The organism is Pelagibacterium xiamenense, from assembly GCF_021166475.1.
Lineage (GTDB): Bacteria > Pseudomonadota > Alphaproteobacteria > Rhizobiales > Devosiaceae > Pelagibacterium > Pelagibacterium xiamenense.
This window is the reverse complement of the sequence record NZ_JAJOYS010000007.1, coordinates 1-2,124: the sequence shown is the minus strand read 5'-3', so window position 1 is coordinate 2,124 and position 2,124 is coordinate 1. Positions and strand designations below refer to the sequence as shown.

2 protein-coding genes are annotated in these 2,124 nt (G+C 60.1%); both read right to left on the bottom strand.

Features of this window, described 5'->3' with window-relative positions; genetic code table 11:
• Positions 1-491: 491 nt before the first annotated feature.
• On the bottom strand, positions 492-1,346 hold the full coding sequence (locus LSG43_RS16410; protein WP_231806232.1) for a hypothetical protein: 855 nt from the start codon (positions 1,344-1,346) through the stop codon (positions 492-494).
• 62 nt (positions 1,347-1,408) lie between these two features.
• On the bottom strand, positions 1,409-1,978 hold the full coding sequence (locus LSG43_RS16405; RefSeq protein ID WP_231806231.1) for a hypothetical protein: 570 nt from the start codon (positions 1,976-1,978) through the stop codon (positions 1,409-1,411).
• Positions 1,979-2,124 lie beyond the last annotated feature (146 nt).

The following is a 2,124-nucleotide window of genomic DNA, read 5'->3' as shown; positions in this document are numbered from 1 at the left end:
GCACCATCAACCTGTCTCGTAACGACCCAACATACCAACACAAATGCATCAGCACGCCAGATCCGCAAAACCAACAGACGCCGGCCACGTTTCCCTTTCCTCATAATCCACAATGTCAAAACAGCGGACACCCGTACGGGCGTCAATTCTATAACTTCTCAAATTTCGGCGCGAACACTGTTCCATCCGGCTCTTTGCGAAACCGGCAGAGTGTGCTGCCACCTTTTGTGAAGCTCGCCTCGGCGTCGCCGTTTTCGGCACCGCGTCGTCAGCGCTGGGGGTATATAGGGCCGAGGCTTCGGCCTGTCAACACCCGGTTTTGAAAAAAGCGAAAACCGTTTTTTTTCAAAACCTTGCCTGATTTCCTCGGAACTGTGCGGCCCGTTTCCGTCAGCGCCCGGGGTATATATGGGGAGGCGATTGCCGAGTCAACAGGTCGTATTTGAAAAATTGCATTTCGATGACGCTCAAGCCCTTTTCCACAGTGCCCGTTATCCGAAATAGGTTCCGCAATGGGCCGCCAAAGCGTCCGAATCCGGCCAATCCGCTGGATCTTCGGGGACCCGGATGCGACCGTCCCCGGGAAGTTGCGCGAGCACGATGTCGGGAATCAGACCGTCCTTCACGCAGATCGAGAAGTCTCCGGCGATCGCCATTAGCCCCTGCTCGTAAAGATAGGCCCAGGTCCGGTTAAGACAGATCATGTCGCTGACTTGCGTTGGCGTTTTCGCACGCGCGCTACCGGCCCCGATCGGGACGGCCACGGCCTCGCATCGGCTCCCTTGCCGATTCCGGATTGTCAGTCCGCTCACGGCGCAGCTCTGGCGATAGGCCCGAATCGCGCGTGCGGAAAGCGCCTCGGAATTTCCGTGCGCGACGATCCCGGAATAGTCCTCGTTCCAAAATGCGCGTTGATCGTCCGCGAAGCCATCGAGAACCATCCTCCGGGACGCCGTGGCATCGGGCAACAGCCCGCCTGCCGACGCGAGCCTGTCGAATTCAGCTTCAGTGATCCGTCCCACGCGATCGTCAGGGGCCATGTCTGTGCGGGCGTCGAGTGCGAAGACCGCGCTCCCGCCGGTGTTTTCGACCATGACCGCGCGATCGAAATAGGCGACATCGGCAACGGTCAGCACGTGCTCGGTTACGTCGCGGCCGGTTACGGCGTGCGCGCTCAACCGTCCGATGGCGAAATAGCCCAGATGCTGGTTCTGCCGCTCACATAAAAGAACACTCTGGCCGAGGGCATAACCGACATTTTCCGCCTCCCGGGCGACGACCCGGAACTGCCGGCGTTGAATATCCCAGGATCCGGATGGTTGATATACGAACAGCACAAGCCTCATTGCACCCTCCTGCTTAGGATCAAAACCTTAGCGGGGGTCACGGAGTCTTCCAATTCGGCAAACTACGTATGCGCGCGTCCAGCGGTTCTCGGCACAGCTCGCGTGCCGTCGCGGCTTTGGGAGGCGTATTCCAGGGCTGCGTCTCGAAGCCCCTCGAGGAAGCGTCTCACCTCGCCCGGCAGCGTACTGCGATCGAACGCCTCCAATGTTTCCAGGGGCCGATTCGCCACCCCCTCGAGCGCATTGAGCAGCGCCGTACGCTGTTGCTCTTGCCCCTGCCCGAGCGGCAGGCGCCCGGCCTCGGCGACAAGAGACATGAGCTCGTGGATCCGGCGCATGCGGCGAAAGGTATCGATGACGGCAGGCTTCAGCGTCTCCTCGTCGCGCCAGGGACGTCCGTCAAACAAGGCCGTGACCTTTTGCCCTGCACCCAGGCAATCGAAATGCACGCATCCGGAAAAACCACGCGCGGAGAGTTCGGAATGGATAGAGCACGTGTAGTCGCTCTCCAGATGCCGGCAGCGGACGCCGGCCGGCTTGTCGAACGGAAAGGCCGTGGACCGGTCGTACGCCAGAGCCACACAGCAAAGCCCGGCGCAGCGCGAGCAGTCGGCACGAAGTGGCGTTTCCATGTCGGCGTTTCCCGAGATTGTGTTCGGCCTTCAAACGCAAAAAAGCCCTCCGTATGGAGGGCTTATGTGTTTTTTGAGAAGGGTATGCGTTTGCACTTTCTAGACCTGGCGGCGACCTACTCTCCCGTACCTTGAGGCACAGTACC

What these genes read in the sequence shown, in the direction of transcription:
- LSG43_RS16410 (WP_231806232.1), bottom strand. Translation starts at nt 1,346, where the DNA reads ATGAGGCTTGTGCTGTTCGTATATCAACCATCCGGATCCTGGGATATT.
- LSG43_RS16405 (WP_231806231.1), bottom strand. Translation starts at nt 1,978, where the DNA reads ATGGAAACGCCACTTCGTGCCGACTGCTCGCGCTGCGCCGGGCTTTGC.